The organism is Roseobacter insulae, from assembly GCF_019375555.1.
GTDB classification, from domain to species: Bacteria; Pseudomonadota; Alphaproteobacteria; order Rhodobacterales; family Rhodobacteraceae; genus Roseobacter; species Roseobacter insulae.
Genome location: NZ_JAHXDN010000004.1, coordinates 524,801 through 539,394, shown reverse-complemented (window position 1 = coordinate 539,394; position 14,594 = coordinate 524,801). Strand labels below are relative to the sequence as shown.

Sequence of the window (14,594 nt, the reverse complement as noted above, 5' to 3'; positions counted from 1 at the left end):
GAAACCCGCTGCGGCGCACCTGCTGTGCCGCGGCGCGGTCGCCGGATCAGGCCAGCTCTGGCGTGATTGTCAGGGTCCCTTTTGTGGCGTGGCTGTAAGGGCATACCTTGTGGCCACCTGCAATCAGGTCCTCCGCGACGGCCTTGTCGACACCGGGTAGGGACACCTTGATTTTGACGTCGAGACCAAAACCAAGATCTTCGCGCGGCCCAATGCCGACAGTTGTTGTGACGGTGGCGTCATCGGGCACGTCTATCTTCTTCTGACCGGCGTAGAAGCGCAGTGCGCCGAGAAAACAGGCGGCATAACCCGTCGCAAACAGCTGTTCGGGGTTCACGCCGTCGCCACCGGCACCGCCCAGCTCTTTCGGTGTGACCAGTTGCGCGGTGAACGTGCCGTCATCCAGGCTGGATGATCCTTCACGACCGCCACCTGTCGCGGTGGCGGTTGTGCTGTACAGAACTTTGGTTGGCATGATTTTCTCCTTTTATATCGGGTACGTTAATATCGTGTACGATTTAAATTACTCTGTCGATTATGTCAAGCTTGCGATAATATCGTCCACGACATAAATAACGATCATGACCATTGACACCTCTCCAGCCCAGCAGATCGATCCGATGGAGCAGATGATCTGTTTTGACCTCTATGCCGCATCTCAGGCCTTCACGCGTGTGTACAAACCCTTGCTCGCGCCGTTGGGGCTGACCTATCCGCAATACCTGGTGATGCTGAACCTCTGGGCTGACAGCCCGCTCAGCGTCGGTGAGATCGGACATCGGGTCAGCCTTGAGAGCAACACGCTGACACCGCTGATCAAACGGTTGCAGGAGGCCGGTTTGGTGACCCGCACGCGCGATCCGAAGGACGAGCGGCGTGTGGTCGTGGCGCTTACCGAGACGGGTCGCACCTTGAAGGCACGTGCGGATCACGTGCCGCTTTGCATACTTCGAGCCACGGGCATGAGTTCAGACGATCTTATCGCGTTGCAAAGGAATTTGCGCGACCTGACCGCCGCCATGCTGACAGCCGATGGGTGATATTGTGCTTTCAAACACCGATTGCATTTGCCATGGGATGACCGAAACTTGTGCCCTGAGGTGATGTAACAGTTCTTTACATTGCCTATATAGAAACCGAAGATCCGCCAAAAGGAATACGGGAATGTTTGCACTGGCGCGGCTACTACTGATCGGGTTTGTCGTCCTGACCGTGATCTACGTGTCTCTGTCGCTCTATTCGCGGGCTGTCCGGCGCGCTAAACTGGAGGCGGAATGGGATGAAGCGCATGGTCCGGGAGATCGCGATACCTTCGTGCAGACCGGATTGTCCGAATACGATGGCTCATTGCGCCGCAAGCTGATTCTGGGGGTGTATATCATCCCGACCATCGCCATGGGCCTGATCATCTACTTTACGAATTTCGCCTGAGAAGGGGCCGGTTATGTTTTACATCAAATGGGGTTTCATCATTGCCTTCTGGACCCTGATTGCCTCTGTCTTTCACTACACGCTGCCGCAGGTCGACATCGTGCGGGTGACGGACACCTATGAGAAACGCATAGATCCGGGCGAAAACCGCCTGTTCTGGGCCCAGGCCGATGCGGGCTCCGATCCAACGATCAGCAGCCGGGATGTATTTTTCATCCAGACACGCCGCGTGGACAACAGCGTCATGGTGTATCGCAACGAAGATACCGGCTGGGGATGGCCACCCTACTTCAAATTCGACACGTCAAACCTGCAGGCCGAGGCAGCAGACGTCAAATCCACTGCGGCTGATCCGCAATATGTCGCGATCCGCCACTATGGCTGGCGCAACGAGTTTTTCTCGATCTTTCCGAATGCAATTTCGGTGTGGCCGGTTGCCGGGCCGGATGCCAGCAAACCTCTGCCGTGGCTGAACACTCTGATCCTCGCGTTTTTTGCAGCAATCGTCTACGCGATCTGGGTGCGCTGGAGACGTTTCCGACAGAAACGGATTGACCCCAAGCTGGAAGAGATTCAGGACAGCTGGGAAGCCGCCGAAGATAACATGGCCGAAAAACGCAGCCGCCTGCGCAAGTGGTGGGCGGCCAAGAGGCGCGGCTACTGAGGGTCAGCCACCCTTGCCAACATGCGCCCCATGGGGCGGCCGCCAAGGATGTGCACATGCAAATGCGGCACTTCCTGCACGCCGTGATGACCGGCGTTGGAGATCATACGAAACCCCTCGCCCGCGGTCAGCGAAACGCCTTCCATGCGGCAAACTTGGGCGATCGCGCGGGTGTAATCGACGACTTCCGCCTCCGACGCCTCTGATGCGAAGTGATCAAAGCTGACATACGCGCCCTTGGGGATCACCAGAACATGGGTCGGAGCCTGCGGGTGCAGATCCCTGAATGCCAGAGCATGGTCTGTTTCGAGCACGGTATCGTTCGGGATTTCGCCGCGCAGGATCTTGGCAAATACATTCTGGTCGTCATAGGCATAGCTCATGCGCGGGTTCCTTAGTCGGCGAAGAGATGAGGGCTGCTGGCGATGTCGCGGGCGGCATCCGTCGGGATCGACAGAAATTCGGCAAGGGCCTGGGTGTTATCTTCCAGATCGCCCGCTTCGCGTATTCTGCCGTAGTTCTTGAATTCCGCATCGCGGATACGGTCGCTTTCGAAAATCATGTCATTGCGAATGGTGGGCAGCAAGCGTTCAAGGGTTTCTTCGGAGGTCTGTTCGCCCGCCAGACCCACTCGCATGGCGTGCCCGATCAGGTAGTCCTCGGTAAAGCTGCATTCGATTTCCAGCAGGCGCGTGACCGACCGGTCGGCGGCGAAATCCTGAAGCAGTTCGATATTTGTAGGGTCCATGCAGACGATCATCTTGTCGGTTTCATAATAGTCAAACAACATGCGCATTAACGCCCTGCGGTGGCGGGTGCGTTTTTCCAACGAGGTCTGAATGCCACCAAGGTCGGGCAAAGGCGTGTCGTCTTCGTTGAACAGATATTCGACCGCCGGCACATTCGTGGTCTGCCTGATGCGTTCCAGAACGCGTTTGGCCACATGCCATTTCTTGCACACCACGATGAGCAATTCGCGTTCACGCCCGAGGGTGGATTCCGTTTCCCAGAAACGCGTGGCGAAACGCCGCCCGATCCGCCCGCGCCCGGTAAGGAACTTGAACAGGCTTGGCCCTTCGCCGGAAATCTGGAAATTGACCCCGGTTGCCGCATAGAGCAGCCCAAGCCTGCGTTTCAGATCACGCGCGTCGGGGCTGATTTTGCGCGCGAAAAGGTAATCCTGACTGATAAGCATATCGTAGTGATCATTGTAGAAGGTCACCGGCATGCCATAGTCGGTGAACATCAGGAAGGTCAGCGTCCGACTGCGAATTTCCGGCTCCGGTACGACATGCGGCACGATGGTTTGAAAGAACGTCTCGTCCGGAATCCAGGTTGTGGCGAAAAACCGCATCACGTCGCGCCGCTGCTGCACGAAGGCCAGGACTTTTTCGATCGTCTCGCGCCGCAGGCACCACCACTGGCTGCCGATCCTGATCTGGATGTCTTCGGGCAATGCGCGCGCCAAATTGAGGCGACGCTGTATGTCCATTGAGGCGTAGAAGATCCGTTTGTATTTGCGTTCATTGAAGAAGTGGCGATAGATCAGCCGCTCTTCCTTCATGCCGGTCTTGATCCAGTCACTTTCGAAATAGTCGAAACTTTCGATGAAATCGGCGTCGTTGTCGTCCAGGAACTGATGGGTGTATTCTGCTGATTTGATCGCCATGCAGTCGCCCGACAGCATATAGAAATGGGTGGCGCGCGGGTACGCATCCACGGCGGCCTGGACGGCGTTCAGGGTCGCCTGCACCAGCGACCATTCTCCCCAGCCGCATTTGACCCGCCGCTTGGCAAAGGTGACATTAGCGTTGCAGTTCAGCGCTTTGCGGATTTTGTCGTAGTGCTCAGGGTTGGCGCGTGCGTCGAAATGGATCGCCATGTAGTCGCCGGCCGCAGTCAGACGTTCCGCCTGCCGGATGATGGCATCGGGATCCTTATGGCACAACAGGATGAAGGCGATCTTGGCCACGGTTGATCTGATCTGCTCTTATTTCTGCCACTCTATACGTTGATAAGCGTGAAGGCTCATTGAATAAACCGCATTTATTTGCTTTTTTCAAAACCAGCAGGATTTATGGCTGCATAACGGCGCAGCGGGCAGGAGTTAACTGGTATGGGTTTCCCGGGAACCTGGATGACCACGAGTGAAAGTATGGTGTACCGCGTGGTGCCCAAATGTGCCTGCTCGACCATCGGGCAGATCATGTATTTTTCGGACCATGGGTCGTATTTCGACGGCGATATTCACGATGCGAAAGAAGGCCTGCACAAATGGGCGCTCGAGGGCAGCCAGGAACCCATCACCCGGAACGTGCAGCAACACAAATCCTATGCCTTTACCTGCGTCCGCAACCCCTACACGCGGATCCTGAGCTCGTTTTTCGACAAGATCTGCGGCATTCAGCGCAACGGGAAAAGATATCGTGGAAATCTGGTGCCCTTGCTGACACAGAAATACGGGATCAATGTCGGAGGGGAGGACGGTCAGGGCGAATTTGACCAGATCGCCGCTTTCCGGCGGTTCCTGCTCTTTGCCCGGGACACGATAAAATTTCGCAAGCCCATGGACCCTGATATCCACTGGTCAGCGATGTCAGGCCATGTCAGCACGTTCATCGTCAACGGCGGGATTTATGACAAGATCGTCTGGACGGAGAGCTTTGACGACGGCATGCAGGATGTTCTGGCGGCAATCGACACGCCCCATGCCATCCAGTTGAAAGATGTTCCACGGTTCAACGAAAGCGAGGGCCACGGTCCAAAACGCGCGCATCCGGTGGAGGATTACTTCGACGATCTGTCAATGCATCTGGTGTACGAAATATACAAACGCGATTTTCAGCTGTTCAAGTATGACTTCGCCAATCCCGGCAACAAGATGCCTGTGGATGAGATCGACCTCGACGAAGTTCACGCGAAACTGGGTGACTAGGTTCCGTCAAACGGGCCCAGCATGCTGGTGCGGTGATCCACCTGGAAAATGTGGTTGTAGAGCTGTGCCACCCACTGCTTACCTTCCATTGTCTGTTCCAGATGGCTCAGGGCCGGTCCGATAAGGGGCTGCACCTGCGACCAGAAGAAGTCAGGGAATTTTTCCATCAGGTCGACGGCGCTTTTGTAGCCGAGCTGTTTTGCCATGCCGGTTTCTTCGAACTCCAGATAGAGCGCGCCGATTTTGCGATGGTAGAACGGGTCGGCCATTTGCCCGATCAGGTCAGCCGCCCGGACAAGGGCCGGCTCGCTGGCGGTGGAATGGTAGTACTCCTCATCCGGTACCGGAAAGCGTGTGTAATCAATGGCCCGGGCAATGCGTTCCTCGTCTATCAGGGCGGAGGCCGCAAATCGGCGCCGTGCATACATCATCCCCCGTTCCACGTGGTAAGGTGCGAGGTAAGCGTCCGACGCGCCGCGGGGTGGTGTGATGGTTTTGCCGGATGGATCGATCACCACTTCTGAATCGTGGTCTCCTTCGCAGATGTCGCGCAGGTACCCGATATCGTGCACCAGCAGCGACACGATGTAATGCAGCCAGTCCCGCGGTTGAATGGCCTCGGTCACGAGCCGCCCCCGCATGATTTGTTGCCCGACCAGCGTGACCATGATCGTATGTTCGGCATTGTGGTAGAGCGCATCCGAATTGGCCAGTCGTTCAAGAACCATCTTCGCGCAGCCGTTGATATAGGCGGCATATTCAGGGTCACGGCCGGAGAAATACTGCAAAAACGTATCCGACAGATGGTCGCCGAAGGACGACGCCAACGTGGCGGTCGGGTTGAACATAGAAACTCCAATTCGTAAGCCGCGACCTCCTTTATACACCAATTTTGTGTCTCAGACTATTCAGGGGTGAATTGGAAGCGGTGCGCGCCGCGAGCGTGTCTTGCGTCGCTCATCGTCTGGCCCTACATCTGCGCACATGGCCCAAGTGAAATCCGCATCCAAATCCGATCCCAATTACAAGGTCGTCGCTGAAAACCGGCGCGCGCGTTTCGATTACGCGATCGAGGAAGACCTGGAGTGTGGTATCATTCTGGAAGGCTCCGAAGTGAAATCCCTGCGGATGGGGGGCGCGAATATCGCCGAGAGCTACGCGGCGGTCGAGGATGGGGAGTTGTGGCTGGTGAACAGCTATGTCGCGCCCTACAAACAAGCCAAGACGTTTCAGCACGAAGAGCGCCGGCGCCGGAAACTTCTGGTGTCGCGCAAACAGCTGGCGGATTTGTGGAATGCAACGCAGCGCAAGGGCATGACGTTGGTGCCGCTGGTTCTGTATTTCAACCATCGCGGCATGGCAAAGATCAAGATCGGTGTGGCGAAGGGCAAAAAGCTGCACGACAAGCGTGAGACCGCGGCAAAACGCGACTGGTCGCGCCAAAAGTCCCGGCTGATGAAGGACCACGGGTAAGCCGGGCTGGCCGGAAACATGGGCCATGCGCCACCGGGCGGCTGAGCGGGCTTGCCACCATGTTCTGCGAGCGTTACCCAGAGGCGTTTCTTATCGCAGGGGGAATCTCATGTCCGATGATCCGAAAACGCTGGTTTCCACCACGTGGTTGGCCCAACATCTCAAGGATCCTGACCTGCGCATTCTGGACGCCTCTTGGTACCTGCCCGAAGCGGGCCGAAACGCCCGGGAAGAATATGACGCTGCCCATATCCCCGGCGCCCGGTTCTTCGACATCGATGATATATCGGATCATCGCTCCGATCTTCCTCACATGGTACCACCGGTGGAAAAATTTATGTCACGCCTGCGCGCGATGGGGGTGGGTGATGGACATCAGGTGGTGGTCTACGATGGCGCCGGTCTGTTTTCCGCTGCGCGCGTCTGGTGGCTGTTCCGCTTGATGGGGCAGGAGAACGTCGCCGTGCTCGATGGCGGGTTTCCCAAGTGGCAGGCAGAGGGCCACCCGGTCGAGGATATGCCGCCTGTCATCCGTGACCGGCACATGACCGTGCGCCTGCAAAACCACCTTGTCCGGGATGTCACGCAGGTTTCGGCCGCGTCAAAACTGAAGGATCACGTGATTGTCGATGCGCGCGCAGCGTCTCGTTTCCGGGGCGATGCGCCGGAACCCCGCGAAGGCTTGCGCTCGGGTCACATTCCGGGGTCGCGGAATGTTCCCTACTCGGATCTGCTGAACGAAGACAAGACGATGAAGGACCCCGATGCCTGTCGTATTATTTTTGAAGCGGCCGGAGTCGATTTGTCCAAACCGGTCATCACCTCCTGCGGATCAGGTGTCACGGCCGCCATTCTGGCGCTGGCATTGGAACGCTTGGGGCATTCGCACTGGTCCCTCTATGATGGCTCCTGGGCCGAGTGGGGGATGTTCCCGACGGTTCCCGTCGCAACTGGAGACGCCTGATGTTCGAAACCCTGAAATCCCGCCCCGCCGACAGCATTCTGGCCTTGGTGCAAATGTACAAGGAGGACCCGCGCCAGACCAAGATCGACCTCGGTGTTGGTGTCTATAAGGATGCAACTGGTCTGACGCCGATCATGCGGGCGATCAAATCCGCTGAACACCAACTGTGGGAAGAGCAGGACACCAAGGTCTACACCGGCCTTGCCGGAGACCCGGCCTTTGCCGATGCCATGATCAAACTGGTTCTCGGCGAGGCGGTTGCCCGTGAAACTGTTGCAGCCGTAGCCACGCCGGGTGGCACCGGCGCGGTGCGTCAGGCGTTCGAGCTTATTCAGATGGCGCGACCGGAAGCCCGTGTCTTCGTGTCCAATCCCACCTGGCCCAACCACGTGTCGATTCTGAACTACCTCGGTATCGAGGTGGTCCCTTATCGTTACTTTGACAACGAGACCCGTGGCGTCGATTTCGACGGTATGATCGAAGACATCGGGCAGGCCAAGGCGGGGGATGTCGTTCTGTTGCACGGCTGCTGCCACAACCCTACCGGCGCGAACCTCAATTTGACCGACTGGCAGTCGGTCGTGGACGTATTGCTTGAAACCGGCGCCGTTCCGATGATTGACATCGCCTACCAGGGCTTTGGAGACGGGCTGGAAGAAGACGCGCGGGCGACGCGGTTGGTTGCGTCATCGGTGCCTGAGTGCCTGATCGCGGCAAGCTGCTCAAAGAACTTTGGCATCTACCGCGAACGCACCGGTCTGCTGATGGCGGTCAGTCAGGATGCAGATGCGCGCAAGCTCAATCAGGATACGCTGGCCTTCCTGAACCGTCAGAATTATTCCTTCCCGCCGGATCACGGCGCGCGGTTGGTGACGATGATCCTGAACGATGATGCGCTGCGGGCCGACTGGATGGCCGAACTGGAGGAAGTGCGCAGCAGTATGCTGGAACTGCGCAGCCAACTGGCGTCCGAGCTGCAGCGCCTTTCGGGATCGGACCGTTTTGGTTTTCTCGCGCAGCACCGTGGCATGTTCTCGCGTCTGGGCGCGACGTCCGAGAAGGTCGAGGAGATGCGGTCCAAACACGGTATTTACATGGTTTCCGACAGCCGTATGAACATTGCGGGACTGAACGCGGAAACGGTGCCGATACTGGCCAAGGCAATCATTGATTCGGGCATCTGAGTCGCACCCGGCCATTTGATGCAGAAAAAACCCGGGCGCTTCCGCCCGGGTTTCTTTTTTCCGTGTCTGGCCTGATCAGCCTTTCGAGAAGTCAGGATAGGCTTCCATACCCAGCTCCGAGGTGTCGAGACCGTTGATCTCCGCCTCTTCGCTGACGCGGATGCCCATGACGGATTTGAGAATGAACCACAACAGGGCCGAGGCCACGAAGGTGAACACACCCACCACGAGGATGGAATAAAGCTGCACGCCAAAGGACGCATCCGAATTGGTGAACACAACGGCGATCGTACCCCAGATACCGGCAAACAGGTGCACCGGGATCGCACCAACCACGTCATCAATCTTCAGCTTATCCAGGAAGGGCACCGCGAAGACCACGATCACGCCGCCCACCGCACCGATCAGCGTTGCGGCGCCAAGGGTCGGGGTCAGGGGTTCGGCGGTGATGGACACGAGCCCGGCCAGCGCGCCGTTGAGGATCATCGTCAGGTCGGGCTTCTTGTAGAGAACCTGCGTCAGGATCAGGGCGGTGACAGCACCGCCCGCAGCCGCGGCATTTGTATTGGCAAAGATACGGCTGATGTCTGCAACATCGCCCACGGTACCCATCGCAAGTTGTGACCCGCCATTGAAGCCGAACCATCCCATCCACAGGATAAACGTGCCGAGCGTTGCCAGCGCAAGGTTGGATCCTGGCATCGGCACGGTACGACCTTCTCTGTACTTGCCGATACGCGGCCCAAGGATCAGGGCGCCGGCAAGTGCTGCCCAGCCACCAACCGAGTGCACAACAGTCGAGCCGGCGAAGTCAAGAAAGCCCATCGCGTCGAGGAACCCGCCGCCCCACTTCCAGCTGGCCTGGATCGGGTAGATCACTGCGGTCAGCACGATAACGAAAGTCAGGAAGGGCCAGAGTTTGATCCGTTCGGCCAGAGCCCCCGAAACGATCGAGGCGGTCGCCGCACAGAACATCAGCTGAAAGAAGAAATCCGATCCGGTAGAGGCATAGCCATAGTCGTCAGCCGCGTCAGAGGTCACGCCGACGGCTTCCAGAACGCCGGGGCCCCAGACGCCGGACAGCACGCCGTCGACCATCCATGTACCGAGCGGATACATCAGGTTGTACCCGATCAGGTAGTAAAAGATCGCGGCAAGCGAAAAGAGCGCCATATTCTTGGTCAGCTGCATGGTCACGTTCTTGGACCGCACCAACCCCGCCTCAAGCATTGCAAACCCGGCCGCCATCCAGAAGACGAGAAAGCCGCCGATCAGGAATAGCAGGGAGTTAAAGATAAAGACAGAATCGGTGGAGGCATTGATGCCGGGTGTCGGGCCGTCCTGAGCCAGTCCCAGACTGGGCAACGCGGCGAGCGCGGCGGCAGGAGCGAGAGTTTTGAGAAGCTTCATGGTAATCATATCCCTGATTGAATCGCTGCTTTAGAGCGCGTCTTCGTTGGTTTCGCCTGTGCGCACGCGGACGGCCTGATCGACGGTCAGAACAAAGATCTTTCCGTCGCCGATTTTTCCGGTGTGCGCCGTTTTTGTGATTGTCTCGACCACGTCATCCACGGCGTTTTCTGCAACGACGATCTCGATTTTGACTTTGGGTACGAAATTCACGGCGTATTCCGCGCCGCGATAGATTTCCGTGTGGCCAGACTGAGAGCCGAAGCCTTTGATCTCGGTAACCATCATGCCGCGCACTCCGGCTTCGGTCAGCGCTTCACGGACCTCCTCCAGCTTGAAAGGCTTGATTGTTGCAATGATGAGTTTCACCTCGTGTCCCCTTTGCTTGGCAGAACGCTCTGCATTGTTTGCGAGGGCAGAAAACGCCATGCGCTTGCGGAGAGGGAAGGTTTTGGCCGGATTTGGGTCGCGGATTCACAGGGATGCGCTCAATTATTGTGCACCTGAAGGTTAATGCCGATTTTTTGTGCAAATATTTCATTCCTATTATTTGTACAGACGATCTCAACATTCCTCCTTCGGCGGGGTAGACTGCCGAAAACAACAATGGGCCGGGCAGGTTCTTCATGAGTGATTCACGCAAAGGCAAACGACCTTTGGTCGCCGATAAGCGCTATGGCGCATCGCCCCCCAAGGGGCGCAAGGCTACGGCCAAACCAAAGGCGAAACCGCGCAAGGTCAGTCGCCGCAAGGCAGCCCCGGTCAGGCGTCGCGGGGGCATCATCGGGCTGCTCCAGCGGCTGATTTCGTGGATCTTGCGACTGATCTGGCGCGTGGTCTGGCGTGTGTGTGCTGTGGCCGTGCTGTTGCTGGCACTGGCCGTCGGATACTATTACACGACATTACCCAACGTGACCGAACTGCTGGATGGCCGCGCGCGCGGGTCGGTGACGATGCTTGACAGCGAAGGACAGGTCTTTGCCTGGCGAGGCGACCAGTTCGGGGGTGTTGTCACCGCTAAAACCGTCTCGCCGCATCTGCGCAATGCGATTGTCGCGACCGAAGACAAACGCTTCTATCGCCATTTCGGCCTCAGCCCGCGCGGTATTGCCAGCGCGGTGCGCATCAACCTTAGCGAGGGGCGCGGTCCCCTGTCCGGGCACGGTGGCTCCACGATCACCCAGCAGGTGGCCAAGCTTCTTTGCCTTGGTGTACCTTATGACCCCGAAACGCAGACGGAGGCGGAATACGAGACGGAATGCCGGCGCGGTACGATCAAGCGCAAAGCATCCGAAGCGCTTTATGCGTTGGCGATGGAGGCAAAGTATTCAAAGAACGAAATCCTCACAATCTACATGAACAGGGCCTTTCTGGGTGCGGGCGCACGGGGTTTCGAGGCTGCAAGCCAGCGGTATTTCGGCAAGTCGGCCGCGAATGTGAACCCGGCCGAGGCCGCAATGCTCGCCGGTCTTCTGGTGGCGCCGACACGCTTCGCCCCGACAAATGATCTGACCCGTTCGCAGGGGCGTGCGGCAACGATTGTGCGGCTGATGAATGAACAGGGCTACCTTACCGATACCGAGGCGCGTGCCGCACAGGACAATCCGGCACAGCTGTCACCGGCTGCGGAGGCACGGGCAGGCGGATATTTTGCGGATTGGGTCATGTCGTCAGGTCCGGAATTTTTTACCCGGAAAACAACCGAAGACGTGATCATCAAAACCACCATGGATCAACGAATCCAGCGCGCGGCAGATAACGCGATGGCCTGGGTTTTTGAAAACAAGATCCGCGAAGGCAGCAAGGCACAGGCTGCGATCGTTGTCATGTCCGCCGACGGCGCGGTGCGTGCGATGGTGGGTGGCCGCAAGACTAAGGTGGCCGGTGCCTTCAACCGCGCGGTACAGGCCAAGCGTCAAACCGGATCGGCCTTTAAACCCTTCGTCTACGCGGCGGCGCTGGATCTGGGCTATTCGCCCAATGACACGGTCGTGGACGAGCCCTATTGCCAGACCATTCCCGGCTCCGGCCAGTGGTGCCCGGAAAACTACACCAAGAAACACTATGGCAAGGTCTCCCTCACGCGTGCGCTCAGGGACAGTCTGAACATTCCTGCTGTCAAGGTGTCGGAGTTCGTGGGCCGCGATCTCGTGCGGCAGGTGGCCAGTGACTTTGGCTTGCAAAGCGATCTGGCCGCAGGTCCGGCGCTGGCGCTGGGGGCGTCGGAAAGCACGCTGATCGAGATGACGGGGGCGTACGCCGGTATTCTCAACGGCGGCTCTTCCGTGATCCCATACGGGCTGGTCGAGCTGCGCCTGCTGGGCGATCAGGAACCGCTCATGGGCACCGGCGGCGGTATCGGAGAGCGCGTGGTGCAGGAAGATGCGGCGCGCCAGTTGATCTACATGATGGAAAAGGTCGTTTCTGAGGGGACGGGACAGCGGGCGCAGTTCGGCGGCAGGCAACTGGCAGGAAAGACCGGCACCACACAAGCCGCAAGAGACGCATGGTTCGTCGGGTTTTCGGCGGATTACGTGGCCGGTGTCTGGATGGGCTATGATGACAACACTCCCCTGACGGGGGTGACAGGCAGCGGTCTGCCCGCTGAAATCTGGCGCGAAACAATGGCGCGCGTGCATGAGGGTGTGCCAGCGAAACCTCTGCCGATGATGTCGCCGTCGCAAGCGGGAGAGACGCGCGAACAGACCACGGGCGGGGTCTCCGGTGGCGGCGGCGTTGGTGGCTTTCTAGATAGCCTGTTGCGGGACATTCTGGGCGGTGGCGGCAACACGGGTGCAAATCAGCCGCGCCCGAACGTCAGTGGCAGTGACCGGTAACCGGCGGTTGCCTCACCCCGCGCTTTTCAGGTCGGCGATCATCGCGTTGATATCGCCGCCGCGCTTGTCCAGCATCGCGCCAATCTCGGTGCGTTCGGTCAGCAGCAGGTTCACGCCCTCGATGTATATATTGAAGAACTTATCGCGCCCCGATTTGTCCGAGACATGGAATGTAACATCGAAAGGCCCGTCACCTTGCAGGTACGCGAGGGTTTTCACCTCGTAACCCGCTTTGATCTGGCGCGTGGATTGCACTTCGACGCGGCCCCCGATGAAATCGCGGAACTGTTTGCCATACTTGCGTGCAATATAGCCGGTAAAGGCATCGGAAAACGCGCGTTTCTGCGCCGCCGACGCCGAGCGGCCATCCACGCCAAGCGCATATTGCGCCATGATGTTCACGTCCGCGTATCGCACGAAGAGTTTTTCCAGTTCCCGCAGAACGGCGGAGTCGGATTTGCCCGAGGTGACCACACGTTCAACTTCGGACACAACGGAATCGACAAGCTGCTTTGCACCCGCTTCGGTCAAGGCGGCAGCGGGGCGGGACAGCATCAGCGATGCAGCGATGGTGCCCACAAAAAACTCACGGCGATTGAGGTTATTGAGCATATGGATCCTCGTAGGGGTCAGCGGAATAGGGGTCGACGCCTTCGCCCGCGTTGCCACCGAGCTCAAAACGACGATTCTGAAGATAGGTCTGGCGCGACTGAGCATAGCTGTCGGCGCTGTCGTAAAGCACCGCATCAATGCTGTCGCCAAAGCGCTCGCGATCGTTGAGCGCCGCAACACCGGCCGCGGTGGGCGGGATAATTCTGTCGTCACCGTCGATCGTGCTGTAGGTCAGCGGATTGGTGAAGAAGTCGACAACAAGACCGGCGGTTGCGCGCTGCGTTGACGGCCCGAACAGCGGCAGCTCGATGTAAGCGCCTTCTCCCACACCCCATACGGCCAGCGTCTCTCCGAAGTCTGTTTCATGGTCGGGAATTCTGAACTCCGAAGCCGCATCGAAGAGGCCGCCCAGTCCAACCGTGGTGTTCACCACGAACCGCAGCGTCGCAAGGCCTGTGCCCTTCAGATCCCCCTGTAGCAGGCTGTTTACCGCCACACCCGGCATCGACAGGTTGTCCGAGAAGTTATTGACCGTGTTTCGGATTTCCACCGGCACAACGCCGTATCCCTGCGCCACGGGGCGAATCAGGTTCTTGTCCAACCCCTTGTTGAAGGCATGGACCTTGCGGTTTTGCGTCTCGTAAGGATCATTGATGCCATCGGTGCGCGTCGCGACATCCTGCGTGGTCGCGCAGGCGCTCAGAAACAGCGCCGAAATCAGCGCCAGCGAAGGCAGCGTAAGAACCTTATTTTGTGAAAAACCGGGCAATGGAAGCATCCTGTAAAATGGTTGTGCCGTAAGTAAGTCTTTTTGTCGCGAAGCCCAGAGGGCAAACATGTGGAATTATCGTGATGTGGCAGTTGAGCGACAGCGCAACAATAGCGGGAAATCCACAGCAACGTCCACCTGCCACACCCGTTGCATAAAATGTCTGGGCGGAAAAGCGTTGATCTAGGGATTATTTGCGGAAAATTGCACACCAAGGGGTCATCACATGCAGATTGCGCGTATTTCGGTTGCCGGGTGCTGAAGGGCAGAGTTGCTGTTTACATTACGCTTCGGTTCCGCAAATGCTGGCGCTGA

The 14,594-nt window shown here is 58.2% G+C and carries 16 protein-coding genes; 8 read left to right on the top strand and 8 right to left on the bottom strand.

Translation table 11 applies throughout. The features are described from left to right. Positions 1 to 46: 46 nt before the first annotated feature. Positions 47 to 475: an organic hydroperoxide resistance protein gene (locus KX928_RS16915; protein WP_257883859.1), complete on the bottom strand. Its 429-nt coding sequence runs from the start codon at positions 473 to 475 to the stop codon at positions 47 to 49. 106 nt (positions 476 to 581) lie between these two features. Here KX928_RS16915 and KX928_RS16910 point away from each other — a divergent pair, with 106 nt between their 5' ends. The 3 genes from KX928_RS16910 to KX928_RS16900 all read left to right on the top strand — a co-directional run bounded on the left by KX928_RS16910 (position 582) and on the right by KX928_RS16900 (position 2,095). Continuing rightward, complete coding sequence (locus KX928_RS16910; RefSeq protein ID WP_257883858.1) at positions 582 to 1,040, top strand: MarR family winged helix-turn-helix transcriptional regulator; 459 nt, start codon at positions 582 to 584, stop codon at positions 1,038 to 1,040. 124 nt (positions 1,041 to 1,164) lie between these two features. Then, complete coding sequence (locus tag KX928_RS16905) at positions 1,165 to 1,431, top strand: hypothetical protein (protein WP_219505000.1); 267 nt, start codon at positions 1,165 to 1,167, stop codon at positions 1,429 to 1,431. A gap of 13 nt (positions 1,432 to 1,444) precedes the next feature. After that, complete coding sequence (locus KX928_RS16900) at positions 1,445 to 2,095, top strand: DUF1523 family protein (RefSeq protein WP_219504998.1); 651 nt, start codon at positions 1,445 to 1,447, stop codon at positions 2,093 to 2,095. Here KX928_RS16900 and KX928_RS16895 read toward each other — a convergent pair. Beyond that, entirely contained in the window at positions 2,089 to 2,478 is a 390-nt protein-coding gene (locus tag KX928_RS16895) for an HIT domain-containing protein (protein WP_219504996.1), read from the bottom strand. The genes KX928_RS16900 and KX928_RS16895 overlap by 7 nt on opposite strands. An 11-nt stretch (positions 2,479 to 2,489) precedes the next feature. Then, complete coding sequence (locus KX928_RS16890; RefSeq protein ID WP_219504994.1) at positions 2,490 to 4,067, bottom strand: DUF5928 domain-containing protein; 1,578 nt, start codon at positions 4,065 to 4,067, stop codon at positions 2,490 to 2,492. A gap of 144 nt (positions 4,068 to 4,211) precedes the next feature. Here KX928_RS16890 and KX928_RS16885 point away from each other — a divergent pair, with 144 nt between their 5' ends. Next, positions 4,212 to 5,030 carry a sulfotransferase family protein gene (locus KX928_RS16885; RefSeq protein ID WP_219504992.1) on the top strand — a complete coding sequence of 273 codons (819 nt, stop codon included), beginning with the start codon at positions 4,212 to 4,214 and terminating at the stop codon, positions 5,028 to 5,030. Here the strand turns inward: KX928_RS16885 and KX928_RS16880 are convergent. After that, the gene (locus KX928_RS16880; RefSeq protein ID WP_219504990.1) at positions 5,027 to 5,878 is read right to left on the bottom strand and encodes a hypothetical protein; all 852 of its coding nucleotides are present in this window, start codon (positions 5,876 to 5,878) and stop codon (positions 5,027 to 5,029) included. The two genes, KX928_RS16885 and KX928_RS16880, sit on opposite strands and share 4 nt — an antisense overlap. A gap of 136 nt (positions 5,879 to 6,014) precedes the next feature. On the opposite strand from KX928_RS16880, the gene smpB reads away from it, so the two are divergent. The 3 genes from smpB to KX928_RS16865 all read left to right on the top strand — a co-directional run bounded on the left by smpB (position 6,015) and on the right by KX928_RS16865 (position 8,651). Further along, on the top strand, positions 6,015 to 6,503 hold the full coding sequence (gene smpB, locus KX928_RS16875) for an SsrA-binding protein SmpB (RefSeq protein ID WP_219504988.1): 489 nt from the start codon (positions 6,015 to 6,017) through the stop codon (positions 6,501 to 6,503). 109 nt (positions 6,504 to 6,612) lie between these two features. Next, on the top strand, positions 6,613 to 7,467 hold the full coding sequence (sseA, locus tag KX928_RS16870) for a 3-mercaptopyruvate sulfurtransferase (protein WP_219504986.1): 855 nt from the start codon (positions 6,613 to 6,615) through the stop codon (positions 7,465 to 7,467). Next, a complete protein-coding gene (locus tag KX928_RS16865; RefSeq protein WP_219504984.1) occupies positions 7,467 to 8,651 on the top strand; it encodes an amino acid aminotransferase in 1,185 nt (394 codons plus the stop codon). The genes sseA and KX928_RS16865 overlap by 1 nt, the downstream gene beginning before the upstream one ends. Before the next feature lie 75 nt (positions 8,652 to 8,726). Here KX928_RS16865 and amtB read toward each other — a convergent pair whose 3' ends face one another. Beyond that, complete coding sequence (amtB, locus tag KX928_RS16860) at positions 8,727 to 10,061, bottom strand: ammonium transporter AmtB (protein ID WP_219504982.1); 1,335 nt, start codon at positions 10,059 to 10,061, stop codon at positions 8,727 to 8,729. A gap of 30 nt (positions 10,062 to 10,091) precedes the next feature. Beyond that, a complete protein-coding gene (locus KX928_RS16855) occupies positions 10,092 to 10,430 on the bottom strand; it encodes a P-II family nitrogen regulator (RefSeq protein ID WP_219504980.1) in 339 nt (112 codons plus the stop codon). 257 nt (positions 10,431 to 10,687) lie between these two features. Between KX928_RS16855 and KX928_RS16850 the strand changes: the two genes are divergently transcribed. Next, positions 10,688 to 12,898, top strand: coding sequence for a transglycosylase domain-containing protein (locus tag KX928_RS16850; protein ID WP_219504978.1), 2,211 nt, complete (start codon positions 10,688 to 10,690; stop codon positions 12,896 to 12,898). A 12-nt stretch (positions 12,899 to 12,910) separates the two neighbouring features. Here the strand turns inward: KX928_RS16850 and KX928_RS16845 are convergent, their stop codons facing one another. Both KX928_RS16845 and KX928_RS16840 read right to left on the bottom strand, forming a co-directional pair. Beyond that, the gene (locus KX928_RS16845) at positions 12,911 to 13,510 is read right to left on the bottom strand and encodes an MlaC/ttg2D family ABC transporter substrate-binding protein (protein WP_219504976.1); all 600 of its coding nucleotides are present in this window, start codon (positions 13,508 to 13,510) and stop codon (positions 12,911 to 12,913) included. Continuing rightward, complete coding sequence (locus KX928_RS16840; RefSeq protein ID WP_219504973.1) at positions 13,500 to 14,288, bottom strand: MlaA family lipoprotein; 789 nt, start codon at positions 14,286 to 14,288, stop codon at positions 13,500 to 13,502. Before KX928_RS16840 ends, KX928_RS16845 begins: the two co-directional genes overlap by 11 nt. Positions 14,289 to 14,594: the final 306 nt, after the last annotated feature.

What these genes read in the sequence shown, in the direction of transcription:
- KX928_RS16915 (WP_257883859.1), bottom strand. Translation starts at nt 475, where the DNA reads ATGCCAACCAAAGTTCTGTACAGCACAACCGCCACCGCGACAGGTGGC.
- KX928_RS16910 (WP_257883858.1), top strand. Translation starts at nt 582, where the DNA reads ATGACCATTGACACCTCTCCAGCCCAGCAGATCGATCCGATGGAGCAG.
- KX928_RS16905 (WP_219505000.1), top strand. Translation starts at nt 1,165, where the DNA reads ATGTTTGCACTGGCGCGGCTACTACTGATCGGGTTTGTCGTCCTGACC.
- KX928_RS16900 (WP_219504998.1), top strand. Translation starts at nt 1,445, where the DNA reads ATGTTTTACATCAAATGGGGTTTCATCATTGCCTTCTGGACCCTGATT.
- KX928_RS16895 (WP_219504996.1), bottom strand. Translation starts at nt 2,478, where the DNA reads ATGAGCTATGCCTATGACGACCAGAATGTATTTGCCAAGATCCTGCGC.
- KX928_RS16885 (WP_219504992.1), top strand. Translation starts at nt 4,212, where the DNA reads ATGGGTTTCCCGGGAACCTGGATGACCACGAGTGAAAGTATGGTGTAC.
- KX928_RS16880 (WP_219504990.1), bottom strand. Translation starts at nt 5,878, where the DNA reads ATGTTCAACCCGACCGCCACGTTGGCGTCGTCCTTCGGCGACCATCTG.
- smpB (WP_219504988.1), top strand. Translation starts at nt 6,015, where the DNA reads ATGGCCCAAGTGAAATCCGCATCCAAATCCGATCCCAATTACAAGGTC.
- sseA (WP_219504986.1), top strand. Translation starts at nt 6,613, where the DNA reads ATGTCCGATGATCCGAAAACGCTGGTTTCCACCACGTGGTTGGCCCAA.
- KX928_RS16865 (WP_219504984.1), top strand. Translation starts at nt 7,467, where the DNA reads ATGTTCGAAACCCTGAAATCCCGCCCCGCCGACAGCATTCTGGCCTTG.
- amtB (WP_219504982.1), bottom strand. Translation starts at nt 10,061, where the DNA reads ATGAAGCTTCTCAAAACTCTCGCTCCTGCCGCCGCGCTCGCCGCGTTG.
- KX928_RS16850 (WP_219504978.1), top strand. Translation starts at nt 10,688, where the DNA reads ATGAGTGATTCACGCAAAGGCAAACGACCTTTGGTCGCCGATAAGCGC.
- KX928_RS16845 (WP_219504976.1), bottom strand. Translation starts at nt 13,510, where the DNA reads ATGCTCAATAACCTCAATCGCCGTGAGTTTTTTGTGGGCACCATCGCT.
- KX928_RS16840 (WP_219504973.1), bottom strand. Translation starts at nt 14,288, where the DNA reads ATGCTTCCATTGCCCGGTTTTTCACAAAATAAGGTTCTTACGCTGCCT.